Annotated in this window: 22 protein-coding genes and 1 pseudogene; 10 read left to right on the forward strand and 13 right to left on the reverse strand. The window is 66.0% G+C overall.

What is annotated here, in order from left to right; genetic code table 11:
• Position 1: 1 nt before the first annotated feature.
• The 6 genes from ACPVPU_RS00850 to ACPVPU_RS00875 all read left to right on the forward strand — a co-directional run bounded on the left by ACPVPU_RS00850 (position 2) and on the right by ACPVPU_RS00875 (position 5,682).
• Positions 2-1,093 (forward strand): flagellar basal body P-ring protein FlgI, encoded by a 1,092-nt coding sequence (locus ACPVPU_RS00850; protein ID WP_448659023.1) that lies wholly within the window; start codon positions 2-4, stop codon positions 1,091-1,093.
• Positions 1,093-1,434, forward strand: a complete 342-nt coding sequence (locus tag ACPVPU_RS00855; protein WP_448659024.1) for a rod-binding protein — start codon at positions 1,093-1,095, stop codon at positions 1,432-1,434. The genes ACPVPU_RS00850 and ACPVPU_RS00855 overlap by 1 nt, the downstream gene beginning before the upstream one ends.
• Positions 1,431-2,759: a flagellar hook-associated protein FlgK gene (flgK, locus tag ACPVPU_RS00860; RefSeq protein ID WP_448659025.1), complete on the forward strand. Its 1,329-nt coding sequence runs from the start codon at positions 1,431-1,433 to the stop codon at positions 2,757-2,759. Before ACPVPU_RS00855 ends, flgK begins: the two co-directional genes overlap by 4 nt.
• Before the next feature lie 5 nt (positions 2,760-2,764).
• Entirely contained in the window at positions 2,765-3,655 is an 891-nt protein-coding gene (flgL, locus tag ACPVPU_RS00865; RefSeq protein ID WP_448659026.1) for a flagellar hook-associated protein FlgL, read from the forward strand.
• A gap of 121 nt (positions 3,656-3,776) precedes the next feature.
• Positions 3,777-4,640: a flagellar motor stator protein MotA gene (motA, locus tag ACPVPU_RS00870; RefSeq protein WP_448659027.1), complete on the forward strand. Its 864-nt coding sequence runs from the start codon at positions 3,777-3,779 to the stop codon at positions 4,638-4,640.
• A gap of 130 nt (positions 4,641-4,770) precedes the next feature.
• Complete coding sequence (locus tag ACPVPU_RS00875; RefSeq protein ID WP_448659029.1) at positions 4,771-5,682, forward strand: flagellar motor protein MotB; 912 nt, start codon at positions 4,771-4,773, stop codon at positions 5,680-5,682.
• A gap of 3 nt (positions 5,683-5,685) precedes the next feature.
• Here the strand turns inward: ACPVPU_RS00875 and ACPVPU_RS00880 are convergent, their stop codons facing one another.
• The 7 genes from ACPVPU_RS00880 to ACPVPU_RS00910 form a co-directional block, all read right to left on the reverse strand.
• Positions 5,686-8,424, reverse strand: coding sequence for a TonB-dependent receptor (locus tag ACPVPU_RS00880; RefSeq protein ID WP_448659030.1), 2,739 nt, complete (start codon positions 8,422-8,424; stop codon positions 5,686-5,688).
• Positions 8,425-8,604: 180 nt separating this feature from the next.
• Positions 8,605-8,904 (reverse strand): hypothetical protein, encoded by a 300-nt coding sequence (locus ACPVPU_RS00885; RefSeq protein WP_448659031.1) that lies wholly within the window; start codon positions 8,902-8,904, stop codon positions 8,605-8,607.
• 25 nt (positions 8,905-8,929) lie between these two features.
• Positions 8,930-11,797 (reverse strand): M16 family metallopeptidase, encoded by a 2,868-nt coding sequence (locus ACPVPU_RS00890; RefSeq protein ID WP_448659032.1) that lies wholly within the window; start codon positions 11,795-11,797, stop codon positions 8,930-8,932.
• 26 nt (positions 11,798-11,823) lie between these two features.
• On the reverse strand, positions 11,824-12,804 hold the full coding sequence (locus ACPVPU_RS00895; protein WP_448659033.1) for a hypothetical protein: 981 nt from the start codon (positions 12,802-12,804) through the stop codon (positions 11,824-11,826).
• The gene (locus tag ACPVPU_RS00900) at positions 12,801-13,631 is read right to left on the reverse strand and encodes a glycosyltransferase family 2 protein (RefSeq protein ID WP_448659034.1); all 831 of its coding nucleotides are present in this window, start codon (positions 13,629-13,631) and stop codon (positions 12,801-12,803) included. Before ACPVPU_RS00900 ends, ACPVPU_RS00895 begins: the two co-directional genes overlap by 4 nt.
• A 25-nt stretch (positions 13,632-13,656) precedes the next feature.
• A complete protein-coding gene (locus tag ACPVPU_RS00905) occupies positions 13,657-15,951 on the reverse strand; it encodes a TonB-dependent receptor (protein ID WP_448659035.1) in 2,295 nt (764 codons plus the stop codon).
• 192 nt (positions 15,952-16,143) lie between these two features.
• Positions 16,144-17,361, reverse strand: a complete 1,218-nt coding sequence (locus tag ACPVPU_RS00910; protein ID WP_448659036.1) for an argininosuccinate synthase — start codon at positions 17,359-17,361, stop codon at positions 16,144-16,146.
• Between the two features lie 132 nt (positions 17,362-17,493).
• Here ACPVPU_RS00910 and ACPVPU_RS00915 point away from each other — a divergent pair, with 132 nt between their 5' ends.
• A complete protein-coding gene (locus ACPVPU_RS00915) occupies positions 17,494-17,916 on the forward strand; it encodes a DUF1801 domain-containing protein (RefSeq protein ID WP_448659037.1) in 423 nt (140 codons plus the stop codon).
• Positions 17,917-18,461: 545 nt separating this feature from the next.
• On the opposite strand, the gene ACPVPU_RS00920 is transcribed toward ACPVPU_RS00915, so the two are convergent.
• From ACPVPU_RS00920 to ACPVPU_RS00935, 4 genes and pseudogenes are all read right to left on the reverse strand, one after another.
• Positions 18,462-19,688: a class I SAM-dependent methyltransferase gene (locus ACPVPU_RS00920; protein WP_448659038.1), complete on the reverse strand. Its 1,227-nt coding sequence runs from the start codon at positions 19,686-19,688 to the stop codon at positions 18,462-18,464.
• A 37-nt stretch (positions 19,689-19,725) separates the two neighbouring features.
• Positions 19,726-20,496, reverse strand: a complete 771-nt coding sequence (locus ACPVPU_RS00925) for a molybdopterin-dependent oxidoreductase (RefSeq protein ID WP_448659039.1) — start codon at positions 20,494-20,496, stop codon at positions 19,726-19,728.
• Positions 20,496-21,224, reverse strand: coding sequence for a cytochrome b/b6 domain-containing protein (locus ACPVPU_RS00930; protein ID WP_448660566.1), 729 nt, complete (start codon positions 21,222-21,224; stop codon positions 20,496-20,498). The genes ACPVPU_RS00925 and ACPVPU_RS00930 overlap by 1 nt, the downstream gene beginning before the upstream one ends.
• A gap of 57 nt (positions 21,225-21,281) precedes the next feature.
• A pseudogene (locus ACPVPU_RS00935) lies at positions 21,282-21,578 on the reverse strand (4a-hydroxytetrahydrobiopterin dehydratase); the annotation flags it as partial.
• Between the two features lie 47 nt (positions 21,579-21,625).
• On the opposite strand from ACPVPU_RS00935, the gene ACPVPU_RS00940 reads away from it, so the two are divergent.
• The 3 genes from ACPVPU_RS00940 to ACPVPU_RS00950 all read left to right on the forward strand — a co-directional run bounded on the left by ACPVPU_RS00940 (position 21,626) and on the right by ACPVPU_RS00950 (position 23,413).
• Complete coding sequence (locus ACPVPU_RS00940) at positions 21,626-22,039, forward strand: metallopeptidase family protein (RefSeq protein WP_448659040.1); 414 nt, start codon at positions 21,626-21,628, stop codon at positions 22,037-22,039.
• Positions 22,036-22,632 carry a heme ABC exporter ATP-binding protein CcmA gene (ccmA, locus tag ACPVPU_RS00945; protein WP_448659041.1) on the forward strand — a complete coding sequence of 199 codons (597 nt, stop codon included), beginning with the start codon at positions 22,036-22,038 and terminating at the stop codon, positions 22,630-22,632. Before ACPVPU_RS00940 ends, ccmA begins: the two co-directional genes overlap by 4 nt.
• A 142-nt stretch (positions 22,633-22,774) precedes the next feature.
• Entirely contained in the window at positions 22,775-23,413 is a 639-nt protein-coding gene (locus tag ACPVPU_RS00950) for a heme exporter protein CcmB (RefSeq protein ID WP_448659042.1), read from the forward strand.
• Between the two features lie 92 nt (positions 23,414-23,505).
• Here ACPVPU_RS00950 and ACPVPU_RS00955 read toward each other — a convergent pair whose 3' ends face one another.
• Together ACPVPU_RS00955 and thrC are read right to left on the reverse strand one after the other, a co-directional pair.
• The gene (locus ACPVPU_RS00955; protein ID WP_448659043.1) at positions 23,506-24,378 is read right to left on the reverse strand and encodes a class I SAM-dependent methyltransferase; all 873 of its coding nucleotides are present in this window, start codon (positions 24,376-24,378) and stop codon (positions 23,506-23,508) included.
• Positions 24,379-24,425: 47 nt separating this feature from the next.
• Positions 24,426-25,823, reverse strand: a complete 1,398-nt coding sequence (gene thrC, locus ACPVPU_RS00960) for a threonine synthase (protein WP_448659044.1) — start codon at positions 25,821-25,823, stop codon at positions 24,426-24,428.
• Positions 25,824-25,826 lie beyond the last annotated feature (3 nt).

Genomic DNA, 25,826 nt, shown 5'->3' on the forward strand with positions numbered 1-25,826 from the left:
CATGCGCATTCTCCTGCTTCTTGTCGCCCTGATCGGCCTTGCCCTGCCCGCCCAAGCCGAGCGGGTGAAGGATTTGGGCCAGTTCCAGGGCATCCGCACCAACCAGCTGACCGGATACGGCATCGTCGTCGGCCTGCCGGGCACGGGCGACGACAATCTGGAATACACGATCCAGTCGGTGAAGGCCGCGACCAGCCGGTTCGGCCTGCAATTGCCGCCGGGCATCAATCCGGGCCTGAAGAACGCCGCCGTTGTGCTGATCACCGCCGACCTGCCCGCCTTTGCCAAGCCGGGCCAGCGGATCGACGTGACCGTCGCATCCATGGGCAAGGCGAAGTCGCTGCGCGGCGGCAGCCTGATCCTGACGCCCCTGATCGGTGCCGATGGCCAGATCTATGCGATGGCGCAGGGCACACTGGCCGTGTCCGGCCTTGGCGCGGAGGGGGCGGACGGATCGTCCGTCGTCGTCAACATCCCGTCGTCGGGCCGCATTCCGGAAGGGGCGACAGTCGAACGCACGGTGTCCACCGGTTTTGCCGACACGCCCGCCCTGACCTATAACCTGTCGCGCGCCGATTTCACCACCGCCCAGCGCGTCGCCGACGTCATCAACCTGCGCTTCGGCCAGGGACGCGCCGTTGCGATGGACGCCATTTCCGTCTCGGTCAGCGCACCGCCGGGGGCCGATGTGCGCGCCATGATGATTTCCGAAATCGAAAACCTACCGGTCGAGCCGGCGGAGGCAGCGGCAAAGGTCATCATCAATGCGCGGACCGGAACCGTCGTGATCAATTCCGCAGTGCGCGTCTCGCCCGTCGCGGTCAGCCATGGCAACATGACCGTGCGCGTCGACGAGGCACCGCGCATCAGCCAGCCGGCGCCGTTCAGCCAGGGCCAGACCGCCGTAGAACAGCAAAGCTCGGTGGGCATCAGCGAGGATGCCCGCCCGATGTTCCTGCTGGAGGCCGGACCGAAGCTGGCCGATATCGTCAAGGCAGTGAACGCTATCGGCGCGTCGCCCGGCGACCTGGTCGCCATCCTTCAGGCGCTGAAGGAAGCGGGTGCGCTCAAGGCCGATCTGGTGATCCTGTAATGACGCCGCTGTCCACCCCCACCCCGTCGGTTTCGTCGGGCGGCGTGTCGATCGACACCAGCCGCCTGGCGTCGCGCGGCAACCTGGACAAGGCCGGACAGCAGTTCGAATCGCTGTTCGTCGGCATGATGCTGGCCTCGATGCGCAAGGCAAAGCTGGCCGAGCCGCTGTTCGACAGCGAGGCAATGACCCAGTTCCGCGACCTGCAGGACCAGCAGCTCGCCAAGACGATGGCGACATCGACGCCGCTGGGCATCGGCCGGGCGATGACCGACTTTCTGGCCCGCAGCCAGCCGACCCTGGCTGAACCGGCACCGGATACCCAGGGCACCACGCCATGACCGACCTGCTGAACATCGGCGCCAGCGGCGTTCGCGCTTATCAGACGGCGCTCGGCACCACGTCCGAAAACATCGCCAATACGGGTACCGCCGGCTATGTCCGCCGCACGGCCAACCTGACCGAGGTGGGCGGCGCGCAGGGCATCGGGGGTGCCGGCGTCCTGTCGCTGGGTGTCCAGCGCATGGGCGACATGTTCCGCGACAACGACGTCCGGGTGGCGACGGCGGACCTGTCCCGCACCGAAGTGGGCATCGTCTGGCTGGAACGGCTGGATGCCGCGCTGGCCGGTCCGCAGATCGCCGAACGCATGGGCCAGTTCTTCAACGCCGCGACCCAGGCCGCCGCCGATCCCAGCGCATCGGCGCCGCGAATCGTCATGCTGGAACAGGCGGCAAGCATCGCCGACGCCTTTGCCGCCGCCGCCGATACGCTCGACCGCCTGGCGATCGAGGCCGATGTGGCGGGCAAGGGTGCGGCCGCAGACCTGGAATCGAGCGCCCATGCGCTTGCCCGGGTGAATGCCGCCCTTGGCCGGACCCAGCCCGGCAGCAACGGTCAGGCGCAGCTGCTGGACGAACGCGACCGGCTGATCGATGCGATGTCGGTGATGGTCGACCTGACGGTTTCGACTGACGATTTCGGCCGCGCGACGCTGCGCGTCGGTGGCAGCGCCGGTTCGCTGCTGGTGACCGGCGACCGGGTCGCCAGCGTCCAGTACGACCGCAGCGATACCGGCGCGGCGCAGTTCACCCTGTCCCATGCCGGCGTCACCTATGCCCTGCCGGCGGCGGCCGGTTCGATGGCAGGCATCGTCGAGGGGGCCGGCCGCATTGCCGATGCCCGCACCGAACTGAACCAGCTTGCCGCCCGCTTCACCGACGATATGAACGCGGTTCAGGGCCAGGGGCGCGATCTGGACGGCAATCCCGGCCAGCCGCTGTTCGCGGTCGATGCGGACGATCCCGCCAAGTTCGCGGTCGCAATCGTCAATCCACGCGCCATTGCCGCCGCAGGTGTCGGGGGCGGCCCGCGCGACAACGCCAATCTGCTGGCGCTGTCGGCACTGCGCACGACAGCCGGCTATGAAGGCCAGGCAACCGGGATGGTGGCGCGCAACGGCGCCGCACTGTCGGCGCGGCTGACCGTGGCCGAGGCCCAGGCGTCGATCAAGGACCAGTCGGTCGCCGCCCGGTCCGAGGCATCGGGTGTGGACCTGGACCGCGAGGCCGTGGACCTGATCCGCTTTCAACAGGCCTATCAGGCGTCGAGCCGCGTCATTCAGGTGGCGCGCGACACCATCGATGCCATCCTCCAGATCCGGTAAGCGCCATGTCCATCGCCACCGCCACCTTCTATGACCGGTCGACCGCGCTGATGCTGCGGATGAGCGACCGGGCGGACCAGCTGCAGACGCAGATCGCGACGGGCAAGAAGCTGGTCAGCGCATCCGACGACGCGGCTGGGTATCAGCGACTGGCGACGATCAAGCGGCAGGAAGCCGACGCGACGGCGACCACGGCCAATCTGGCGCTGGCCGGCGGGCTGCTGGCGCAGACCGATACCGTGCTCGGCAATGTCGATGCACGGCTGCAACGGGCGAGCGAACTTGCCGTCCAGGCTAATAGCGGCATCCTGTCCACCAGCGACCGTGCAGCGATCGCCATCGAACTGGATACAATCCGCGACGAACTGGTCAGCATCGCCAACACCCGCGATTCCCGGGGCCAGCCACTGTTCGGCGGCGCGAGCGAGGGGGATGCCTTTATCCGTTCCGCCGATGGTTCGGTCGATTATGCGGGCAGCGCGGCCGTCAGCGTGCCCGTGGGCGATCAGCGCCAGGTACAGGCCACCGAAAGCGGTGCCGATGTGTTCATGCCCGCCGGCGGAACCGATATCTTCGCGGCGCTCGCAACCCTTTCGACGGCGGTGCGCGCCGGCGATTCGGCGGCCATCGGCAGCGCCAACGACGATATTCAGGCGGCGATGGATCATGTGTCCGGGGTTCGGGCGTCCGTAGGCGCTCGTGCGATCCGGGTCGACCTGGAAACGGAGCGCCGCACGGCGGAGGCGGCAGACCGGGAGATTGCCCGTTCGGCCATTGAGGATGTCGACGTGACCGAGACGGTCACCGAGCTGCAAAAGACACTGACGATCCTTCAGGCGACGCAATCCAGCTTTACCCGCCTGTCCCAGCTCAGCCTGTTCGATCAGCTACGGTGATCCTTCGCGCACCTACCTTGTCCGTTGGTAACCATTTTTCAGTGCCTGTTCGTGCAAACAGGACCCAATTGTCCGTCCTTCGTGTCGAAGGGCTGTTCTCAACCGGGGGTTTTGCCAGACCATGTTTCCGCTGATCGGTCTTGTCGTGCTGATCGCCATGGTGTTCGGCGGCTTCGCCATCACTGGCGGCGCGCTGGGTCCGGTGCTTCATGCCCTGCCGCACGAGATGCTGATCATCGGCGGTGCCGCGGTGGGCGCGCTCATCATCGGCAATTCGATGAAGGAGCTGAAGGCGCTGGGCGGCGGCGTGGTGAAGGTGTTCAAGGGGCCGAAATACAAGAAGCAGGATTATCTGGACACGATCTTCCTCGTGTCGAAACTGATGAAGCTGTTGCGGACCGAGGGACCGATCGCGCTTGAGCCGCATGTCGAAGATCCGAAATCCTCCGCCATCTTTGCCGAATATCCGCGTCTGCTCGCCGATCATACGCTGATCAACCTGATCGCAGACACGCTGCGGCTGGTCGTCGTTTCCTCCGGCACGCTGGATGTCCATGCGGTCGAGGAGGTGATGGACAATTCGATCAAGACCCACCACCACGAGGTCCAGGGGCCGCAGACCACCCTGCAGGGCCTGGCCGATGCGCTGCCTGCACTCGGAATCGTCGCCGCCGTGCTGGGCGTGGTGAAGACCATGGGTTCGATCGACAAGCCGCCCAGCATCCTGGGCGCGATGATCGGATCGGCGCTGGTCGGCACGTTCCTGGGCGTGCTGCTCGCGTACGGCATCGTCGGGCCGCTGGCGACCCGGCTGCAACAGGTGATCGACGCCGATGCCGCCATCTATCATGTGGTCAAGCAGATCATCATCGCCTCGCTCCACGGCCATCCCCAGCCGCTGGTGATCGAAGCCGCGCGCAGCGGCATCGCGCACGCCAACCAGCCGGGATTCGGCGAAGTGTTCGACGGATTGCGGGGGCGTTAATGGTTGATCGGCTCACGCCGATGAGCGGCTCCGGCCCGCTCCCCCGCCCGGCCACCCAGCCAGGCTACTCTTGTGGGTGGCCGGGCGGGGGAGCGGGCCGGCGCCGCCGTGCGCCGAGAGGCGCCGCATAATGCCCGCCGCCCGCGCGCCGCACGGCAACAACCAGCCGCCGAAGATCATCATCGTCAAGAAAATCATCGCCGATGGCCATGGCGGCCATCATGGCGGCGCGTGGAAGGTCGCCTATGCCGATTTCGTGACGGCGATGATGGCGTTCTTCCTGCTGATGTGGCTGCTCGGCGCGACCAATGAAAAGCAGCGCAAGGCGCTGGCCGACTATTTCTCGCCGACGCTCATTGAAAAGAAGCAGAACAGCGCCGGTTCCGACGGCCTGCTGGGTGGCAGTGCGCTGAACGAACCCGACAATTATCCCAATCGCGCGGGACAGACGGGTACCCGGTCGATGACGATCCCCATCGATTCGACCGGCGGCGCTCAGGTCGGATCGGGCGACAAGGGCACGCTGAAGGCCAAGCGGGCACTGGCGGCCGAGGACGAAAAGAATTTCCAGCGGATGAAGTCGCGGGTCGAAGCGCAGATCAAGGCGAACCCGAAGCTGGCCAAGCTCGGCAAGCATGTCCGCTTCGTCAAGACGCGGGACGGGATGCGCATCGACCTGATCGACGATGCCGATTATTCGATGTTCGACCTGGGCACGACCGCCTTTGCCGGCGATGCATCCACCCTGATCGGGCTGGTGGCCGGATCGATCGCAGAAGTCGACAACCCCATCATGATCCGCGGCCATACCGACAGCCTGCCGTTCGGCGACCCGCGCGCGATGAACAACTGGATGCTGTCATCGGGCCGGGCAGAGGCGACGCGTCGCCGGTTGCTGGCCGGCGGCGTCAAGGAAGCGTCGTTCGAGCGGATCGAAGGCGTCGCCGACCGCGAGCCGCTGATCCGCGAAAACCCGTCCGATCCGCGTAACCGCCGGGTCGCGGTTACTTTGCTCTATCGCCGGGGCAATTTCGGCGAATAAGGGTCAGAACAGCAATTTCCTGAAGCTGACCCGCACGCTCCTGCCAAGCGCATCGACATAGCCCGGTTGATAATTGAGCGGCACGATCCCGTTCGCATCCGTCACCTGCTGGCGCGTGTTGAACAGGTTGTTGATGCCCAGCGTCACCCGCGATCCGCGCAGCCAGGGATTGGCCCTGACCCAGGATCGCTGAGCGCCCAGATCGGCAAAGAACCGCAGATCGACCGTCGCCAGTTCGGAAAAGTCCAGCTGGTTGCCCCCGGTCGGGCCGCCGTCGACGCTGGTGCCGCTGCGATAATCGGCGTTCAGCCGCACGCCGATGCCGTCGCGCGAATAGCCGGTACGCACCTCCACGACATGGCGCGGCTGGCCGCCATTATTGCCGGTCGCCCCGCCGTTCAGCAGATCGATCGGCGCGAGGCCGTCGCGGATCAGGATCGACTGCTCCAGATACAGCGTGTGATAGGCGCTGAACTGGAACCGGCCGCTGAAATCCGGTCGGCCGCCGCCGCCCCCGAAACGCCCAAAACCACCGCCGGGGCCGCCGCCCGGGCGACCTGCGCCCGGCCCGCGCGGCCGTTCAGGCAGCGGCTGGCCGGATGCTTCCGCCGCCTCGCGCTCCGCCTGACGCGCGGCGCGCGCCGCTTCGATCCGCCGCTGGGCATCCGACGTGATCCGCTTGGAAAAATTGACGCCCCAGCGAAGTTCCGCCCGCTCCTCGCGCTCGAAATTGATCGGGCGATTGTCGATGCTGATCAACCGCCCCTCGTCATCGCGGACGAACCGATCCGGAAATGCCGCCTGGATCGCGGCGGTCGCGGCCGGAAAGCCAGCGATCGGGTTTCGCGTGACGCTCGACACATAATCGGCGCTGATCGTCAGATCCTCGTCCGACCAGGGCTTCAGCGTCAGCCCGGCCTTCACCACGTCGCGATTGTCGCGGACAAGGGCGGCGTTGCCGCCATCGATCCGGGTGACGAGCGCGGTTTCGCCTCGGATGAAATCGAACACTGTCACATTGGGCGTGGTGATGACCGGATCGCCGAACTGCGCCTGGCTCGGCGCGCCTTCCTCATGCGTCGCGGACAGCAGCAACCGCACGGGGCGGACAGGGGTCCAGTTCAAGCCATAGCCAAGCGTGGTCAGCGTGCCCGCATCCGAAAGTCGCTCCACCTCCACATCGCCATTGACGGACAGGTCGCCCAGGAACGGCAGCACGCCGTTCGACTGGTCCGCGATCGGCAGGCTCAGGCTGGTGCGGATGTTGGCGATGTCGCGCCCCCGCTCCGTCAGCCGCACCACACCGTCGCGTTCCGACCGCCCAGCAAAGCCGTTCGCGGCCGCCCGTACCCGTACCGACAGATTGCTGCGCCCCGCCGGCAGGGTAAAGGGCGACCCGGCGACGAGTCCGTCGACCGATGCCGACCGGCTTTCGCTGCGCGCCTGTTCTGTGCTGCGTCCGAACGGCCCGAGCGCATCCAGCGGGCCGAACGGGCTGAACGATCCGTCATCCGCCAGGATCTGGGCCTGCAGAGCTTCGGCATCGGCGGACCGGTCGGTCATGGTGCGGGTCAGGGTACGGTCGGCATTCAGATTGGCCGACCAGCGCCAGCCACCGGGAATGTCGCCATTCATCGAGATGGTTGCGCTGGTCGTCAGGCTGTTGGCCTGCCGCATCAACGGGTCGCCGGGCAGAATGCGGTACAGGCGCACCTCATCGGCAAAGGGGGAGTATCGATTGGCAGCGGGCAGCGTCAGGGTCGCGGTCGGCAGGCCGAGCAGCGACAGGCTGTCGCTCGCCTCCACCCGCAGGCTGGCCGTTGTCGATACGTCGCCGAACAGGGTCCGGTTGAGCACTGCATTGCCCGAATATCGCGTGGTTTCGGGCCGCAGCGTCCGGAACGGCGTCTGGTCCGTCCGGTTGGGTGCGTTGGCACCGGGAAGGAACGCCTCCAGCGATGGAATACCGCCCAGTCCGGTCGGGATCGCCGCGACCGCCACCGGCGTGCCCGCCAGGCCGCTCAACGCCGGATCGACCTCGGTCAGACCCGCGCCGGGGCCGACATTGCCGATGCGGTCGAACGGCACGTCGCCGTCCGCCAGCACGATCCCGCGCTCCGCCTCGGTCAAGCGACTGTCGCGCTCGATCTCGAACTCGACGTTCACCCGCCCCCGATCGTTCAGCCGCAGGGTGCCCAGTTCCGCTTCCAGATTGCTCGTGCCGCTTTCCGTCGGCACCCGCCCTTCCAACTCGCCCGTCCAGGACCTGAACCGGGGCCGCAGCACGAAATTCACGACGCGCTGGTCGGCGCGGTAGCCATAGGCAAGGGCCGCTTCTTCGGGCAGCACATCGACGCGCAGGATCGCTTCGGTCGGAATGTCCCGGATTTCGCCGAAACCGCCGATCCGCCGTCCGTTCAGCAGCACCACCGGCCCGCCGCCGCCGCGCCCCCGGCCCGACCGGGTCTGCGGGGTGAGTTCCTCCAGCAATTCGGTGATCGAGCTGACGCCGTAAGCACGGATATCGGCGGGCGAAAGCCGAAGTTCGGGCGCGACGTCGCTGGCCACCTGTCCCGGTGGACGCTGGCCGGTGACGACGATGGCATCGTCGCCCGCGTCGCCCGGATCGACGGGCGCTCCGCCGGCATCCGTCGGGGGCGTCGGTGGCGCGACCTGAGCCGACACTGCCGCAGGGGCCGTGGATACCAACAACAACAGGGTCAGGCGGGCGGTGGATCGCATCGGGGTTCCGGTGTTGGGAAAAGGGGGGGTGCCGTCGCCCTAACCGGCAAATGTCGCAAAACTATACCGGCCTTCGTCACCATGTTGCCGGATCGGCACGCCCGGCGACCAAAAGGAAAACGGCCCGCCCCTCCTCGAACGGAGGGGCGGGCCGCAATCCCGTCCCGCATGATCCTGGGATCAGGCGCGGGTGCCGCTCATCGGAAAGCTGCCGAACACCCCGGCACCGACCGTGCCGGCAATGGTATCGCCGCTCACGGTCGCTTCGCAGTCCAGCGTCATCGGCATCGGCACCACGATGTCGACCTTCCACGACAGCGTATCACCATTTACCCGGCCGTCCTTGATCTCGGTCGTGCCCAATGCACCCGAATAGGTGCCGGTAAAGCTGTCGCCGTTGCTGGCCACGGTCAGCGTCGCTTCCTGATCGCCCATCGGCGACTTGGTTACGGTCTTCCAGCTTCCATCGACGTTTGCCATGACATCCTCTTCCCTTTTTCTGCCTTTACTGGCTGGCCGCCGTCTTGCCCTGCGGCAGGGCGGTCAACTCGGCCATCGGCTTGACCTCGACCGGCAGGCCAAGCGAGTCAAGCTGCGGCTTGACCACCTTGGCATCGCCGACAACGACCCAGACGAACTTGTTCGGGTCCAAAGTCGAGCGTGCCGCAGCGTCAAGTTCAGCCGCGGTCAGGGCGCGATATTTTTGCGCGATCGTCGCATAATAATCGTCCGGCCGGCCCAGCTCGTCATTCTGGATCATGGCACCCAGCACTTGGCTGGCGCGCTCGAAATTGCCCGCCAATTCGCGCGTCTGGCCGTTGATCGTCCGTTCGAACTCGTCCTTCTGCACGCCGTTGGTGGTCAGGAACTCCTGAACCTCGCGCTTCATCGATTCGATAGCCGGGCCGGTCTTGTCCGCCTGCACCGGCGCGCTGATCGCATAGGTCACGACGCTGTCCAGCCGGTTGAACCGGCCGCCCACGCCGTAGGACCAGCTCTTTTCCTCGCGCAGGTCCATGTTCAGCCGCGACAGGAACGTGCCGCCCAGCACCTCGTTCGCGGTCAGGGCGGGCAACAGTTCGGACTTGGGATCCAGCTGGGTCAGCTGCCCGCCCAGGATCAGCGACTGGGGCGATTGCGGCCGATCGACCAGCAGGATGCGGGGGCTGGCCTGAACCGCGGTTCCGATCGCCTTCACCCCGGCCGTTCCCGTGCCCTGCCAATTGGCCATTGCCCGGTTCAATTCGGCCTGGACCTCAGCCAGCGGACGATCGCTGACGACATAGATCTTGGCCTTTTCCGGCCGCATCCATGCCTGATGGAACGCCGCCAGATCGGCGGACTGCAGGCTGGCGACCACCGCCGGATCGCCGGTCGCCGCTGCCAGCTTGGCATAGGCGGACTGCTCCCCATAGAGCAGCTTGGGCAATGCACGATTGCCCAGGCCCTGGGGGCTGGACAGTTCCTGCTTGATCCGCGCCAGCTGCTGCGCGCGCACCCGGTCCACCTCTGCCGGGGCAAAGGCCGGATTGCGCACGACATCGGCGAACAGCGCCACCGATCCGGCCAGATTGGCGCTGGGGGTATAGAGCGAGACGGCGGTCGCATCGGCGCTGCCATTGGTGCTGATCCGCGCGCCCAGCCGCTCCTGCGCCTCGGCCAGCTGGACGGAGTTCAGCGTCTTGGTGCCCTCGTCCATCACCGCCAGCATCAGCGCCTGCGTCCCCAGCTTGTCGGCCGGGTCGGCGACGGCACCCGCATCGAACTGCATGACCACCTGCGTGATCGGCAGAGCGGAGCGCTGCGCATAGATCAGCTCGATGCCGTTGCTCAGCTTCGCGCGCTCGACCTTGGGGAAATCCAGCTCGCGCACTTCGCCAACCGCCGGCAATGCGCCGCGCGTGCCCTTGACCGGCTCGTCCGCCGCTGCGGGGGTGGCGGGCTTCTGGGCAGTCTGCGCTTCGGCATAGGCGGGGCGCTCGCCGGGCGACGTCACGATGGTCAGCGCAGGCTTGCCGACCCATTTGTTCATCGCCGCCTTGACCGTGGCCGGGGTCGCTGCCGCCAGCCGCTGCAGCTGGACCCGGTAATAGGCGGGGTTGTCGGAATAGAGCGCGCCCTCGGCCAGAGCCACCGCCTTGCCGCCGAAACCGCCCACGGCCTCCAACCCGGCCAGGCGGCCCGACACCGTGCTGGTGGCCACGCGCGCCACCTCGTCCGCCGTCGGCCCTTCGGCCAGCAGCTTGGTCACCACCTCGTCCATCCGCTTTTCGACGGCAGCCGGATCGACGCCCGGGCGCACATCGGCGCTGACGGAGAAGAAGCCGACCTGGGCGAAGGGCGAGGCGCCCGCGCTGACGCTGACCGCCAGCTTGTCGTCACGCACCAGCACATTGTCTAGCCGCGAGGAGGCAAGGCCGCCGAGCACGCTGCCGCCGATCTGCAACAGCGTCGATTCCGGATCGTTCAGGCCGGGGATCGCCCAGTACCGGCTGATCCGCGTGGTTGCGACCCGGTCCTTCATCTCGACCCGCTTCGGCTCGCTCAGTGTCACGACCGGCGCCTCGGGCAGCCGGGTTTCCGCGCCGCGCTGGATCGCGCCGAAATATTTCTCGACCAGCGGCCGCGCTTCGGCCGCGTTCACATCGCCGGCCAGCACCAAGACCGCATTGTTCGGGCCGTAATTGTCGGTGAACCACTGCTTCACGTCGCTCAGGCTGGCCGCGTCCAGATCGGCCATCGAACCGATCGTCGAATGGGCATAGGGATGCCCTTCGGGGAACAGGCCCTTCAGCACCTCGTAAAAGGTCAAGCCATAGGGGTTGTTGTCGCCCTGGCGCTTTTCGTTCTGGACGACGCCGCGCTGGATATCCAGCTTCTGCTGGGTCACCGCACCAAGCAGATAGCCCATGCGATCGCTTTCCAGGAATAGCGCCATGTCCAGCGCCGGGCGGGGCACGGTCTGGAAATAGTTGGTGCGGTCGAAAAAGGTGGTGCCGTTCAGGTCGGTGGCGCCGATCTGCTGCAGCGGCTCGAAATAGTCGCCGGGGGCGTTTTCCGACCCGTTGAACATCAGGTGCTCGAACAGATGGGCAAAGCCGGTCTTGCCCTTCGGCTCGTGCTTCGACCCGACATCGTACCAGATGCTGACCGCGACCACGGGAGCCTTGCGATCTTCGTGAACGATCACGCGCAGCCCGTTGGGCAGGGTGAATTCTTCATAGGGAATGTCGATCGAACGAACCAGATCGCCGAGCGGCGCGGCAGCCGGCTTTGCAGCCTGGGCAGTCGCCTGGGCATGGGCGGCGGACGGGGCAAACGGAACGGCGAGCGCAATCGCCATGGCAGTCATGCTGGTGCTGATGGTACGCATGGATAGTTCCCGTATCTGCGTGGAGTTCAGGTCGGCCGGTCGGCCTCTTGCCCGGTGTGTTCCCGGACCATGACACCATCATTGCGCCCGAAACCGGTGATGGCAAGCGTCAATAGATTGGCCAGTTGCTTGATGAGCGCGGTGGCGACCATCAGCGCGGACAAGGTGGCTGCATCGACCCCCGAACCGCCCACCAGTTCAAGGCTGACTGCAAGATAGAGGATCTCGCGATTGGGGACCAAAGGCAGCTGGTTGATCACCGCCTGCGCGGTCACGAACAACAGCCACGTTTCCATCGGCACCATCGGCAGCACGACCCACCATTGCAGCACCTGCAGCGCCAGCACGCCCCAGGCCCGACCCAGATGGATCAGGAAAATGCGGATCGCCCGTGCCCCGTCGATCCAGAACACCGCCCGGCGAAACAGCACGGCCAGCACCGCCACCGCCCCTGCGACCAGGGCAAGCGCGACGAACAGCGCCGTCTGGCCGCCGACGATCCGTTCCACCAGCGCCTGCTGGCCCAGGCCGACCAGCGCAGCGACCAAAAGGATGGTGGTCAGCGTCGCGCCCATGCCGGACAGGATCGAGCTGTCCTTCAACCCGGCAATCGCCCGGCGCGTCGGAATGCCGAGCGTTGCGCTGGCCCACACGAAGAACCAGGCATCGCCCGAATAGCCAATGACGACCGCATTCAGCGCCCGTTTCCGCAGCACCGCGGCCAGCGGCACCGCTTTGCCCCAGATCATCTGGAAGATGCGCTGTTCGGTCAGCGGCAACAGCATGAAGCTGAGCCCGTAGATCAGGTAGAAGAACGGGTTGGTCGGCAACCGGGTCAGGATATCCCGCCAGCCGAGTTCGGTCAGCTTCCAGCCGACATAGCCCAGGATCGCGGCCATCCACAGCCAGTGGAGCGGGCGGGCATAGGGCCGCCCCCTGGCGATCAAGCGGTCGAACCAGCCGCTGGCTGCATCGGGTTCCGTCAGCAGCGGCGCCGGCGCCGTCATCCCTGGCGGTCCCAGTTGCGTTGGCGAAGCACCGTATCGCGCTGACCGCGCGCGGCGAACCGCCCGGCAAGAAAGGTGTAGAAGAACCAGTCCTTCGCCGCGTTCGGCGTGAAATGGTACATCAGCCGTTCGAACAGCGTCCAGCGAACCCCGCGCCGGTCGTCGCGCCGAGACGAACTGATGCACCACAGGTCGGCATCATAGGCCTGCCGGCCCAGCTTGAGCACGCGGTGGGCCAGCTCGTGATCCTTCAGAACATAGGGCCAGCGCGCGGGATCATATCCGCCGGCGCGACGGAGCGCCTCCGTGCGGAACAGCTGGGCTGCGCCGCTGGTATGGTTCTGGCGCGGCCAGATGGCGGCGGCGGTCAGCCGGTGGCGACGGGCTCGCGTCGCGTGATCCGGATCGCCGTCGTCCGGTTTCAGCCACGCGCCCAGCATCACCCGGCCCGGCCCGCCCGCGTCGAACAGCGTCCCTGCGCGGCGGAGATAGTGCGGCGGATAGACGGTGTCCGCATCGCAGACCGCGACCAGTTCGGTCGTCACCGAATCGATCCCGCGGCGAAGCGCATGGACCTGCCCCGGCGTCGGTTCGTCCAGGAACAGCACGTCGGCGCCGGCAATCCGCGCCTGTTCGCGGGCAGCATCGATGCAGCCATCGGTCGATCCGTTGTCAACCACGATGATCCGCACGGGCTCCTCCTGCGCGATCAGCGAGGCGAGCGTCGCGGGCAGATAATTTGCCTCGTTGAAGACAGGGATGACGGCGGACCAGCGCATGGTGCGGCCCTTGCCGAGCGGCGCTGGCGCGTCAAGGGGAGGCACCATGGGCGCCTCCCCCGTCCGGCGTGGGTCAGAACCCGGTCTTGAGCGTCACGAACACCTGACGCGGCGCGCCGATCAGCAGCGTCTGGTTGTCGCCGCGATTGCCGAAGCCGTTCGACCCGATCGTCGCGACATAATCCTCGTCAAACAGGTTGGTGGCATTCAGCTGCAGCTCGACCTGACGGCCGGCTGCCACCTCGACCCGTGCACCCAGCGTGGCATCGGCGATCAGACGGCCATCGACCGACTGGTCGTTCTCATAGGTGAAGTAGCGCTTGCTCATATAGTTGCCGCCCAGCCGGCCGAAGAAGATGTCGCCGGAATAGACGATTTCGGCGCTGGCGATGTGGCGGGGGGCATCGACCACGGTGCGCCCTTCCGTCGCGGCGACCACGGCACCGGCGGCGTTGACCACATCGTCCCGATAGGTCGATTCGTTATAGGCATAGCTGCCCTGGATGCTCAGCCCGCCGCCCAGGCGATATTCGCCCGTCGCCTCGATACCCAGCGACCGGACGTCGCCCACATTGCGCAGGATGGCCGGATTGCCGACGATGCCGGCGCCGTTGGCAAAAGCGATCAGCCGATCCCGGAAGTTGACGTAATAGGCACCCACCGATCCGGAAAAGGCAGCCGAGCGGAAGCGCCCGCCAAGCTCGAACGTGTCCGACTGTTCCGGCTTCAGGTCGCCCAGCGCCGCGAAACCGGCAGGCGTGGTTGCGAACGGCCCGCTTGTCGCCGACGAAGTGAAGGCGCGCGTCACCTGCGTGAAACCGCCGAACACTTCCAGATCGTCGGACAGGGCGATGCTGACCCCGCCATGCGGCTGGAACCAGTCCTTCACCTCGAACGCGCCGCTGGCCAGTGCACCGGCGACGATCGGATCGGCGCTGTTTTCGACCTTGTACCCCTTCCATCCCAGATTGACGGTGACGGCACCGAAGCTCAGCTTGTTCTGGACGAAATACTGCAGGGTTTCGGTGTCGTAATTGTAATCCCACTGGGTGAAGAACGGATTCGCCTGGAACGACAGGCTGTCCCGGCCCGGACGGTTGCGGCTTGCGAGGCCGTAGAAGCGGCGGGCCTGGCGGAAATCGTTCTTTTCGTACCAGCCGCCGACCGTCAGGTCGTACACCCCGCCGATCGTGCCGCCGATCGATCCGAACACGCCCTTGCGATCAATGTCATATTCGGTCGTGCGGATCGAAATCGGTATGCCGCCGGGCGTGGCGACATAGGGGGTGAACCAGATGCCCTGCCCCTTGTTGTCGTGCAGATAGCCCTTGACGCTGACCCGGATGGGCGCGGCGTCGCTGGTTTCCAGGCCGAACGAAGCAAGCAGATCGTCGCGCAGGCCGGCTGCGTCGAAATAGGCGTCGTCGGGATTGGCGAACGGCGCAGGATAGGCCGTGCCGGCTGCCGGATTGGTCGGCGCAGCGCCGGTATAGCCGGTGTTCGCGCCGATATCGGCAACCAGTACCGCCAGTTCATAATCGTCCGAGATATTGTCCCAGTTCGACCCCAGCCGTCGGATCATGTCCAGCGACATGTCCTGATAGTCGTTTTCGCGCCGCGCCGAATAGCTTAGCGTTCCGACCGCGCGCAGGTCGCCGAACAGCGGGGCGACCAGCTTGCCCGAAAACTGGTCCTGCCGCTGCGAACCGAACCCCTTCCACTTGTCGGTATCCAGTCGCGCATAGCTGCCATAAAAGGCGATTCCCGACCCGCCGATGTCGCCGGTGTCGAGCCGGGCGAAGACGCGGTAGGTGTTTTCGTCGCCATAGGTGGTGGCGGCACGCACGCCACGCTCGCTGGTGGGGTCGTCGGAGAAGAACTCGATCGTGCCGCCCAGATTGTTGGTCGCCTGCGTCCCGATCGACCCCGCACCCTGGCTGACCCGGGTCAGGGCGATGTTGTCGGCGATGATCGCGCGGCTGATGTGCAGGCCGTTGGTGTTGCCATAGCTGCCGTCGCCAAGCGGAATGCCGTCCAGCGTGAAGCCGATCTGGTTCTGGTTGAAGCCGCGGATCGACACGCGCTGCGACCATTCATAGGCGCCGAACGCGTCCGCCGACTGGAAATTGACGCCGGGGAGGCGGGCAATGGCTTTCAGCGGGCTGGTACCGGGCGACAGGATCGTGATGTCTTCATTGTCCAGTTCCTGAACTTGGCGGGTGTCGCCGCGGCCCAGCACCACGATATCGCCCTCTTCTTCCATCGTTTCGGACGGAGCCGGCTCGTCGGCCATCGGCTGAGCCAGGGCAGTGGACAAGGGCAGGATAAGCGCGCTCGTGACGAGCAGGCTGGCAACAATGCGGCGCATGGTGAATTTCCCCCGGGCCGACCGTGAATCGGTGGCCTTCGTGAAGCGCCGCTAGAGTTGCTGCATTGCAGCTTGATGCCAGTTCCGTTTCAGTTTCGAAACGGGAAAATGACAGAGTGATGAATGGCCGAAGTCCGCCGAAAACCATGGTCTTTCGGCCATCATTGTGGCATTTCCGCCACGCGACCGGGTTCAGCGGTCCCGGCGACCCAGCAACCGAAGGCGCAGCGCATTCAGCTTGATGAAGCCCGCCGCGTCGCGCTGGTCATAGGCCCCCTGATCGTCCTCGAACGTCACCATCCGCTCGCTATACAGTGAATGGGGCGACTTGCGCCCGACGACATAGGCATTGCCCTTGTAGAGCTTCAGGCGGACCGTGCCGGCCACCTTTTCCTGGCTGTAATCGATCGCCGCCTGCAGCATCTCGCGCTCCGGCGCGAACCAGAAGCCGTTATAGATCAGCTCGGCATAGCGCGGGGCCAGTTCGTCCTTCAGATGCGCGGCACCGCGATCGAGCGTGATCTGCTCGATGCCGCGATGGGCGAGGTGATAGATGGTGCCGCCCGGCGTTTCGTACATGCCGCGCGACTTCATGCCGACGAACCGGTTTTCCACCAGATCGAGCCGACCGATTCCATGCTTGCGGCCCAGTTCGTTCAGCGCGGTCAGCAGCGTGGCCGGCGACATCGCCTGACCGTTCAGGGCAACGCCGTCGCCCCGCTCGAAATCGATGGTGATATATTCGGGCGTGTCGGGCGCATCCTCCGGATCGACGGTGCGCGAATAGACATAGTCCGGCACCTCGTCCCACGGATCCTCCAGCACCTTCCCCTCGGACGAGGTGTGGAGCAGGTTGGCATCGGTCGAAAACGGGCTTTCGCCGCGCTTGTCCTTGGGCACCGGAATCTGGTGCGCTTCGGCAAAGGCGATCAGCGCGGTGCGGCTGGTCAGGTCCCATTCGCGCCACGGCGCGATCACCTTGATGTCCGGGTTGAGCGCATAGGCGGACAGCTCGAACCGCACCTGGTCATTGCCCTTGCCCGTCGCGCCGTGGCTGACGGCGTCCGCGCCGACCTCTGCTGCAATCTCGATCAGCCGCTTGGAAATCAGCGGCCGCGCGATCGACGTGCCGAGCAGATACTGCCCCTCATAGAGCGCATTGGCGCGCATCATGGGAAAGACGAAATCGCGGACGAATTCCTCGCGCAGATCGTCGATATAGATGTGTTCGGGCTTCACCCCCATCAGCTCGGCCTTGGCGCGCGCCGGGCCAAGCTCCTCGCCCTGGCCCAGATCGGCGGTGAAGGTGACGACTTCGCAGTTATAGGTCTGCTGCAGCCATTTCAGGATCACGCTGGTGTCCAGACCGCCGGAAAAGGCCAGGACGATGCGGTTGATCTTGTCGGACATGGGCGCGGCTCCGATGAATGCAGGGCATGAGGAATCGCCGCGCGCCTTATGACCCATTGCCCGCCCGCGCAAGCTAAGGGCTTGCAGCGACTCGCCGAACGGGCGCAGCCTTGCCGCGAGGGGGGAGATGCGATGAGCGCGAACAAGACCGTGGCGACCGACGCAGCCGTTACAGCATTTCTGGAGTCGGTGCCCGATGCCGCCCGCCGCGCGGACGCGATTGCCGCGACGGACCTGATGCAACAGGCGACGGGCCAGCCGCCCGTCATGTGGGGACCGTCGATCATCGGCTTCGGACGATACCGCTATCGCTATGCCAGCGGGCGAGAGGGAGAGATGTGCCGCGTGGGCTTTTCCCCGCGCAAGGCGGAGCTGGTCTTCTATGTCGGTGCCGGGCGACCCGAACAGGCCGACGCGCTGACCCGGCTGGGCAAGCACAAGACCGGCAAGGGCTGTCTTTACATCAAGAAGCTGTCGGACGTGGACGCAGGCGTGCTCGAAGCGATCGTTCGCACCTGCTATGACACACCGGCCGAGGGCGAAGTTGCCGACTAGGCCGCAGGCTCATGTAAAGCGGCCTGCCGGCTTTCGCCCCATTCCGGTCATCTGTAAAATGCTGTAATTGGCTCCGAATGGTGCAAGCCCCCTCGAAATCAGAGCGTATGGAAATCCGCAAATCGGTGGGGAATCGAGCGATCCCCGGACCCGAAACTGCTGTCCGTCCTCGCGGGCCAGATTACTTGGTCGCGCACGCGTGCTTCGATTGCCGAAAATCATGGAAGATTGCAGAGGAAAGCACGGCCACATGTCCCCAGTGCGGCGGGGCTCTGCATTGGATGGGGCGAGCGTTTAAGGCGCCCAAGAAGTCCGACATTGAGCAATGGAAGAAGGTTGAGCTGCTGTGGGGAGCTGGTTTCAGGTTTATCCCGCATACGGGCTGGAGAGACGTCGAGCCTTATCCGGAGCGACTTCGCGAGGTTGCAGCCTTTATCGAATGCAATCGTGAGCATCCATTTAGGGTGAAGAGCTAGCTGGAGGAAACCACCCAATTTCGGCCCTCCACCCGTTTGGCCAAAAGCGGTCGTTGATTGGTTCGCAAGCTACCCGCGCAGCGCCGCCTCGGCTTCGGCCATGTAATCCCGCGTGATCGGCAGCGCCTCGCGCGAGCGGGCGAACTGGACCTGATAATTGACCAGCCCGCCGTGCCGGAAACTGACGCAACTGCCCGCCAGATAATAGAGCCACATGCGGTAGAACCGCTCGTCATACAGCGCGACGATCCGGTCCTTCGCCGCCACCGCCCGGTCGTACCAGTGCTGCAGCGTATAGGCATAATGCAGCCGCAGCACCTCGACATCCGTCACGAACATCTTGTTCCCCTCGTTCGCGCGCAGGATTTCGGACAGGGCAGGAATATAGCCGCCGGGAAAGATGTATTTCGCGGTGAAATGGTCGGTCACGCCCGGCCCGCCCGCGCGGCCGATCGTGTGGAGCAGCATTACGCCATGCTCCGGCATCAACGCGCGGCATTTGGCCATGAAGGTCCGATATTGCGGCGTACCGACATGTTCGAACATGCCGACCGAGACGATCCGGTCGAACGTGCCGGTCACCGCGCGGTAATCGATCAGCTCGAACGTCACCTTGTCCGCCACGCCCGCCGCCGCCGCCCGCTCGCGCGCGATCTTCAGCTGTTCCTCGCTCAGCGTGATGCCATGTACCGTCGCGCCGGTCTTGGCATGGATATACAGCGCCATGCCGCCCCAGCCGCAGCCGATATCCAGCACGCGCATCCCCGGCTCTATCGCCAGCTTGGCGACGATATGCGCCTTCTTGTCGGCCTGCGCCTGTTCCAGGCTGTTCGCCGGATCGGTGAAATAGGCCATCGAATATTGCCGGTCGGCATCGAGGAACAGGTCGTAGAGCCGCGCCGACAGGTCGTAATGATGCGCGACGTTCCGTTTCGACACCTGTGCCGCGTTGTGGCGCTTGACGCTCTGGATCAGCCGGTCACGCGCCCGCGCCACCCGCCCGGCCAGCAGCGTCGTCTTGCTCTCCTCCCACCGGCTGTTGCCGGTGATCAGGTCGAGCAGGCCCATCAGGTCGTCGCCCTCGATGGTCAGGCGGCCGTCCATCCACGCCTCTGCCGCGCCCAGGCTGGGGTCGGCGGCGATCTGCCGCGCCACGCGGTCGTCGGCAAAGCGCATGGTGACCGGGCGAAAGGCGGGATCCGCGGCGCCGAAAACGGTGGTGCTGCCGTCCGGCTTGATCAGGGTAAGGACACCGCGTTTGACCGCGCGCGACAGGAACAGATCGATCAGGGCCATGGCGCGCTAGATTGCGCCGCAGTGCGGCAATTTCATGTCAGAGCGCGGCATACCATTCATATCCGGCCGCATCTTCCCAGAAGCCGCCCTTGCCGCGATAGACCTGATCCAGGCTGGCGACCGCCTCCACCCGCATGACGAACTTGGCCTGCTTGTACCCCAGATGCCGCTCGGCACGCAGCCGCACCGGCGCGCCATGCCCGACGGACAGGGCATTGCCATTGAGCGCGACGGCCAGGATCGTCTGCGGATGGAATGCGTCGATCAGGTCGACCGATTCATAATAGCGCCATGCCCCGCCGCGATAATTATCCGCGCAGTGAAACACGATGAACCGGGCCGAGGGCGCGAGCTTCGCGGCATTGAGGATCAGGCCGAGTTGCGGCCCCGTCCAAGTGCCGATCGCGCTCCAGCCCTCGACACAGTTGTGCAGCGTGGTCTGGGTCCTGAGCGGCATCTGGCGAAGCTGGGGCAGCGACAGGCTGAGCGGATTGGCGACCAGCCCGTCCACAACCAGCCGCCAATCGGCAAAATTGTTCGCCACCATCGCGTTGTATTCGGCGGTGTTCGGATTGGCGGTGCCGTTCACCCGGAACACGGGCGATCGTTCGTCCAGCCGAAAGGTCGGGGCCAGGCTGTCCTTCGCCGCCAGCGACCGCTGCAAGGCGCGGTGCCAATCGTCGCCGCGATAGAGGAACTTGCGGAACGCCTCATTCTCGCCCAGCGCGTCGCATCCGGTGAGCAGGCCGCCCGCACCCAGCGTCAGCCCGGTCAGCGCCCGGCGGCGGGACAGCAGCAACCGGCTCATCAATGGCCTCCCTTCGGTGCGTGCCACCATCCGGTGATCATCGACCGCACCTCGCGGATCGGCCCGGCCAGGATGACCAGCGTCAGATGGACGATGATGAACAAGGCAATCGCCATCGCCGCGATGAAATGGATGGACCGCGCCGATTGTCGCCCCCCGAAAATCTCGTTCAGGAACGGCCAGGCGCTGACCATGCCCGGCGACATGGCGAGGCCGGTAAAGATGATCAGCGGCAGGGCGCCGAACAGGATGCTGGCATAGGCGATTTTTTGCAGCACGTTGAATGCGATCGGATTTGCGGAATCGTGAAAGCGCAGCGCCAGATGCTCCTTCACATCGTGCAATAGATGCGACGGCGCAACTTCCGCCGCGCGGATGCGCAGGTCGCGCGCGAAATGCCGGTTGATCAGGCTGAACAGCATGAAGCCCAGCAGCGCAAAGCCCAGGATCAGCGCAAAGGTGAAATGCCAGCGCCGCGCCAGCGCCAGATTATAGGTGGACGGAATGGTCAGCCATCCCGGCACGCGCCCGCCCTCGAACACCCAGGAAACACGGAACCAGGGCTGGTCGAAATTGGCCCCGTAATCGCCCCAATAGAGCATCGGATGGGCATTCAGGATCATCAGGCCCGACCCCAGCATCACGAAGATCGTGACCGCATTGATCCAGTGCCAGATCCGCGTGGGCAGGCGGTGCTTGTACAACCGGGTCGGGCGCGCGTCGCTCATGCCGGCGGGTTCGCTGCCATCGGCCGGATGGTTACGCGCCGCGGCTGCCATGGCGATTTATTCCACCAGCCGGTCGATTGCCTGCGCCATGTCGATGTCGCGGGCGGAAAGCCCCCCGGCATCGTGCGTGGTCAGCAGGATTTCGACGCGGTTGTAGACATTCGACCATTCGGGGTGATGATCCGCCTTTTCGGCGAGCAGCGCGACTTGGGTCATGAACCCGAATGCCTGGCTGAAATCGTCGAATGTGAATTCGCGGACGATGGCGTCGCGGCCCTCGTCGAAATCCCAGTCGGGCAGGCCGTCCAGCGCATCCGTCCGTTCCGCCTCGCTCAACGCCTCGATCATCGATTCATCCCGCTGCTTGCCGCGCTCGTCCCGTCCGGCCTATGGCGAAAACCATGGACGAGCAAGCCGCCCGCGACTGGATCGCCCCGACCCCGGCACAGATGGAGGCAATGGCGCGGCGGGTGCTGGCCACCATCCCGGAACCCTTTGCCGCGCATCTGGCCGATGTCGTGCTGATCGTCGATGAATTTGCCGATGACGAAACGCTGGCCGGCTTTGGCATGACCGATCCGTTCGAGCTGACCGGTCTGTATCATGGCCGTCCGATCGGCGAGAAATCGGTATGGGAATCAGCCGCGATGCCCGACCGCATTTACCTGTATCGCCAGTCGCTGCTAGCCGAATGGTGCGAAACGGGCGTCTCGCTGGGCAACCTGATCCGTCATGTCGTCATTCACGAGGTCGGCCATCATTTCGGACTGTCCGACGACGATATGCACGCGCTGGAGGATGCGGCGGGCGAATGAGCGACCCGGCCCGCCTTGCCGCCACGGGCCTTGCCTGCCGGCGCGGCGGACGACTGTTGTTCACGGGCGTCGCCTTCGACCTGTCGCCGGGTCAGGCGCTGCGCGTCACCGGGCCGAATGGCGCGGGCAAATCCAGCCTGATCCGCGTGCTGGCCGGGCTGCTCCCGGCCTATGCCGGCTCCATCGAGCGGCACGGCGACGCCGCGATGATGAACGAATCGCTGGCGATGGACGAGGATCTGCCACTGGCGGAGGCGCTGCGCTTCTGGTGCGGGATGGACGGACGCGGCGAAGAAAAGCGACGTGCCGGGGATGCGCTGCACGATACCGGGATGGCCGATCTGGCGGGCATTCCCGTTCGCCTGTTGTCCACGGGACAGCGGCGGCGGGCGGCTTTGGCGCGGGTGGTGGCGAGCGGCGCGCCGGTCTGGCTGCTCGACGAACCGGCCAATGGCCTGGACGCGCGCGCCGTCGCCCGGCTGGAAAGCCTAATCGAGCGGCACCGAGCGGGCGGCGGCATTGCCGTGGTGGCGACGCACCAGCCGCTCGCCCTTCCCGGTGCAATCGAACTGTCAATCGAGGCAGCGTCGTGAGCGGCACGTTCTTGTTAAAGCCCCTCCCCTTCAGGGGAGGGGTTGGGGTGGGGTGGAAGGGCGGACAGTCCGTGGTCCAGCCATCCCCCACCCCAACCCCTCCCCCAAGGGGGAGGGGCTATGAGCCCATCGGGGTGGAAGCATGATCCTCCCCCTCATCACCCGCGAGGTGCGGCGCGGCTATGCGGGCGGCGGCGCAGGCCTTGTCGTCGCCTTTTTCCTGCTGGCGGTGATCCTGTTCCCGCTCGCCATCGGGCCGGACCGCGATCTGCTCGCCCAAATCGGCGGCGGGGTGATCTGGGCCGCCGCCCTGCTTGCCGCACTCCTGCCCGTCGAGCGGCTGGTCGCGCCGGACATGGATAGCGGGGTTGCCGATCAACTGGCCCTGCGCGGCACGTCGATGAGCCTGTTCGCCGCGTGCAAGATCGCCGGCCACTGGCTGGCCTTTGCCCCGCCGATCGCCTTGGGCGCGGTGATCGGCGCTGGCCTGCTCAACCTGTCCGGCCCGGTGCTGGTGCAGGTGATGCTGGGCCTGGCCATCGGCACGCCGGGGCTGGCGGCGCTGGCCGTGGCAACCGGCGCGCTGGTCGCTGGCCTGCGCGGGGCAGGCGCGGTCGCCGGGCTGATGATGTTGCCGCTGGCCATCCCGATCCTGATCTTTGGCGCGGGAATGCTGTCTGGCGGCGCGGGCGCGGTGCAACTCCTCGCCGCGACCAGCCTGGCCATCACCGCCGCCGCGCCATTCGTGGCGGGGGCCGCCATGCGGATGGGGCGTTCTTAGCTATCCGTGCTCCTGCGAAAGCAGGCGCCTAGAGCGGAAGAGCGCATCGCATGATGCTCTGGGTTCCTGCTTTCGCAGGAACACGGATGCCCTCAATCCCGGCTCCACCGCGCAAAGATCGCCGTCGGCAGGGTCAGCCCCCGCGCCTCTTCGCGCACGCCCAGTTCGCCCGCTTCCACCCGGCCGCCCTTGCCCGCAAACGCCTGTGCCATCAATTCGCCGATCGCCAGCGCCGACATCCGCACGGCGTAAACGGTCAGGAACACCGCCCGCGATTCCCCGTCGATCAGTTCCGCGACATCGCGGATCAGGCCGGGCAGCCCTTCCTCCAGTTTCCACAGTTCGTTGTTCGGCCCGCGGCCCCATTTCGGCGGATCGAGCAGGATTGCGTCATAGCGCCGCCCCCGACGCACCTCGCGCGCGGCGAACTTGGTCGCATCCTCGACCAGCCAGCGCACGGGCTTGTCTGCCATGCCCGATAGGGCGGCATTGGCGCGCGCCGCCTCCACCGATTTCTTGGACGCATCGACATGGACGCAGTGTGCACCCGCCGCCGCCAGCGCCAGCGTGCCTACCCCGGTATAGCCGAACAGGTTCAGGAACTGGGGATCGTGCTTGCCCGACACCTGCTCGCGGAGCCAGGTCCAGACCGGGGCCATGTCCGGGAAGAACCCGAGATGCCGGAACGGCGTCGGCGCTGCGGTGAACCTGACTTCCTGCCAGGCCAGCGGCCATCCGCGTTCATTGACCGGCCGGTCGAACCGCCAGCGCCCGCCGCCATCCTCGTCCGCACCCGGCACGAACTCGCCATGCGCGGCCCAGTCCGCGCTTGCCGGTGCCCACAGCGCCTGCGGCTCCGGCCGGACGAAGCGATAGTCGCCATAGCGTTCCAGCTTGCGGCCATGGCCGCTGTCGATCAGGCCATAGTCGCGCCACGGCTCGCCGGTCAGGGTGATGAGGGTCATTGGCACCCCTTAAGCCCTGACGTGCTCCTGCGAAAGCAGGAGCGCGGTCATGCCCTTGCCACCGCCCGCTCGGCGATGAAGCCGATCACCGCATCGAAGGTCGCAGGCAGGACATCGTATCGCTCCTCGCGCTCGAACAGGTCGCCCACGCGCGACGGCAGGGTCGGTCGAAGGCCGGTTGCCCGCTCAACGGCATCGCGGAACTTGGCGGGGTGCGCGGTCGCCAGCGTCACCATCGGCACGTCGTCGCTGGCATGGGCCTGCGCGGCGGCCAGGCCGATCGCAGTGTGAGGATCGATCAGCTCGTCCGCGCCCTCATGCGCCCAGCGCAGCGCCTGTGCCATGCCGTCCGCATCGACCCGTGCGCTAGTGAACAGCCCGGCAGCCCCCTCGCGCTGGGCATTGGTCAGGCGCATGGCGCGGCTCGATTCGAACCCCCGCATCTGCGCCGCCATTGCCGATCCGTCGCGCCCGCCCAGATCGAACAGCAGCCGTTCGAAATTGCTGCTCACCTGAATATCCATCGACGGCGTGGCTGTCGCGGTCACCGTGCCGCTGGAATAATCGCCGGTCGACAGCGCGCGGTGCAGGATGTCGTTGACGTTGGTGGCCACGACCAGCTTTGCCACCGGCAGGCCCATACGCGCCGCGACATAGCCGGCGAACACATCGCCGAAATTGCCCGTCGGCACGGAAAAGGCGACCGACCGTTCCGGCGCGCCCAGCCGGACGGCGGCATAGAAATAATAGACCACCTGCGCCATCAGCCGCGCCCAATTGATCGAATTGACCGCCGACAACTGGAACCGCCCGGAAAAGCCGGAGTCGTTGAACATCGCCTTCACCAGCGCCTGGGCGGTGTCGAAATCGCCCTGGATCGCGATGTTGTGGACATTGGGCGACAGCACCGTCGTCATCTGGCGCCGCTGCACGTCGCTGACCCGGCCCTCGGGATGCAGCATGAAGATGTCGATGCCGGCACGCCCGGCCACCGCGTCGATCGCCGCCGATCCAGTGTCGCCGCTGGTCGCCCCGACGATGGTCAAGTGCTGGTCGGTGCCCGTCAGAAAACGTTCGAACAGCAACCCCAGCAGTTGCAGTGCCACGTCCTTGAACGCCAGGGTCGGGCCGTGAAACAATTCCAGCAACCAGTGTTGGTGATCCAGCTGAACCAGCGGGGTGACGGCGCGGTGCGAAAACCGGCCATAGGCCTGGGTACACAATGCGCGCAGCTCGTCTTCGGACAACGCATCGCCGATGAACGGCATCATCACGCGCACGGCGGTTTCGGCATAATCCAGCCCGGCCATCGCCGCGATGGCTTCGCGCGACAGGGTCGGCCAGGCCTCCGGCAGATACAGCCCGCCATCGCTTGCCAGCCCCGCCAGCGTCACGTCCCGGAAATTCAGGACGGGCGCATTCCCCCTGCTGCTTACATACCGCATGAT

The organism is Sphingomonas paludis (genome assembly GCF_053502515.1).

What these genes read in the sequence shown, in the direction of transcription:
- ACPVPU_RS00915 (WP_448659037.1), top strand. Translation starts at nt 17,494, where the DNA reads ATGAGCGCGAACAAGACCGTGGCGACCGACGCAGCCGTTACAGCATTT.
- ACPVPU_RS00940 (WP_448659040.1), top strand. Translation starts at nt 21,626, where the DNA reads ATGGACGAGCAAGCCGCCCGCGACTGGATCGCCCCGACCCCGGCACAG.
- ACPVPU_RS00895 (WP_448659033.1), bottom strand. Translation starts at nt 12,804, where the DNA reads ATGACGGCGCCGGCGCCGCTGCTGACGGAACCCGATGCAGCCAGCGGC.
- ACPVPU_RS00855 (WP_448659024.1), top strand. Translation starts at nt 1,093, where the DNA reads ATGACGCCGCTGTCCACCCCCACCCCGTCGGTTTCGTCGGGCGGCGTG.
- ccmA (WP_448659041.1), top strand. Translation starts at nt 22,036, where the DNA reads ATGAGCGACCCGGCCCGCCTTGCCGCCACGGGCCTTGCCTGCCGGCGC.
- ACPVPU_RS00890 (WP_448659032.1), bottom strand. Translation starts at nt 11,797, where the DNA reads ATGCGTACCATCAGCACCAGCATGACTGCCATGGCGATTGCGCTCGCC.
- ACPVPU_RS00920 (WP_448659038.1), bottom strand. Translation starts at nt 19,688, where the DNA reads ATGGCCCTGATCGATCTGTTCCTGTCGCGCGCGGTCAAACGCGGTGTC.
- motA (WP_448659027.1), top strand. Translation starts at nt 3,777, where the DNA reads ATGTTTCCGCTGATCGGTCTTGTCGTGCTGATCGCCATGGTGTTCGGC.
- ACPVPU_RS00950 (WP_448659042.1), top strand. Translation starts at nt 22,775, where the DNA reads ATGATCCTCCCCCTCATCACCCGCGAGGTGCGGCGCGGCTATGCGGGC.
- ACPVPU_RS00955 (WP_448659043.1), bottom strand. Translation starts at nt 24,378, where the DNA reads ATGACCCTCATCACCCTGACCGGCGAGCCGTGGCGCGACTATGGCCTG.
- ACPVPU_RS00900 (WP_448659034.1), bottom strand. Translation starts at nt 13,631, where the DNA reads ATGGTGCCTCCCCTTGACGCGCCAGCGCCGCTCGGCAAGGGCCGCACC.
- ACPVPU_RS00925 (WP_448659039.1), bottom strand. Translation starts at nt 20,496, where the DNA reads ATGAGCCGGTTGCTGCTGTCCCGCCGCCGGGCGCTGACCGGGCTGACG.
- flgL (WP_448659026.1), top strand. Translation starts at nt 2,765, where the DNA reads ATGTCCATCGCCACCGCCACCTTCTATGACCGGTCGACCGCGCTGATG.
- thrC (WP_448659044.1), bottom strand. Translation starts at nt 25,823, where the DNA reads ATGCGGTATGTAAGCAGCAGGGGGAATGCGCCCGTCCTGAATTTCCGG.
- ACPVPU_RS00885 (WP_448659031.1), bottom strand. Translation starts at nt 8,904, where the DNA reads ATGGCAAACGTCGATGGAAGCTGGAAGACCGTAACCAAGTCGCCGATG.
- ACPVPU_RS00875 (WP_448659029.1), top strand. Translation starts at nt 4,771, where the DNA reads ATGCCCGCCGCCCGCGCGCCGCACGGCAACAACCAGCCGCCGAAGATC.
- ACPVPU_RS00930 (WP_448660566.1), bottom strand. Translation starts at nt 21,224, where the DNA reads ATGAGCGACGCGCGCCCGACCCGGTTGTACAAGCACCGCCTGCCCACG.
- ACPVPU_RS00910 (WP_448659036.1), bottom strand. Translation starts at nt 17,361, where the DNA reads ATGTCCGACAAGATCAACCGCATCGTCCTGGCCTTTTCCGGCGGTCTG.
- ACPVPU_RS00850 (WP_448659023.1), top strand. Translation starts at nt 2, where the DNA reads ATGCGCATTCTCCTGCTTCTTGTCGCCCTGATCGGCCTTGCCCTGCCC.
- flgK (WP_448659025.1), top strand. Translation starts at nt 1,431, where the DNA reads ATGACCGACCTGCTGAACATCGGCGCCAGCGGCGTTCGCGCTTATCAG.
- ACPVPU_RS00880 (WP_448659030.1), bottom strand. Translation starts at nt 8,424, where the DNA reads ATGCGATCCACCGCCCGCCTGACCCTGTTGTTGTTGGTATCCACGGCC.
- ACPVPU_RS00905 (WP_448659035.1), bottom strand. Translation starts at nt 15,951, where the DNA reads ATGCGCCGCATTGTTGCCAGCCTGCTCGTCACGAGCGCGCTTATCCTG.